This window comes from Hahella sp. CCB-MM4 (genome assembly GCF_002260525.1).
GTDB lineage: Bacteria > Pseudomonadota > Gammaproteobacteria > Pseudomonadales > Oleiphilaceae > Hahella.
Map to the genome: position 1 here is coordinate 1 of NZ_MRYI01000092.1, position 430 is coordinate 430.

At 67.9% G+C, this 430-nt stretch carries 1 protein-coding gene; it reads right to left on the reverse strand.

Going from position 1 to position 430, the window contains the following annotated elements:
- Window positions 1-387 (reverse strand): invasion associated locus B family protein (locus tag BTA51_RS29045; protein WP_210404962.1); only part of this gene is annotated, 387 nt, incomplete at its 3' end.
- Window positions 388-430: the final 43 nt, after the last annotated feature.

Genomic DNA, 430 nt, shown 5'->3' on the forward strand with positions numbered 1-430 from the left:
GCCCACCACGGTGCAGACGCGGAAGCCCTCGACGCGCATCTGTTCGCTGTTGCCGATGGCGAAGCCCATGCCGGTCGGCAGGAAGGTTTCCAGCGGCGTCGTCACCGTCGCACCGGCCGAGAACTCGGCGCCCAGAGGCAGGGCGGCGATGCTGATCTCGGCGATCGGGGCGTTGTTGCTGTCTTCCAGCAGCTGGTACATCTCGCATTGCTGCGGCTGACCTTCGACCTCGGGCGAGCAGATGATCTGCCAGTCGGCATGGGTCGCGGCGACAACCGGGGCGGTGGCCTCGGCCTCGGCCTGCGAGGTGGCCTGCTGGGCAAAGGCGGGGGCGGCCAGCAGGGTGGCGGCGGTCAGACCCGAAACCAGGGCAGTACGGAACATCATGGAAGCATCCTCTGGTGCGTGTTCGTTGGCACCGGGGGTAGCA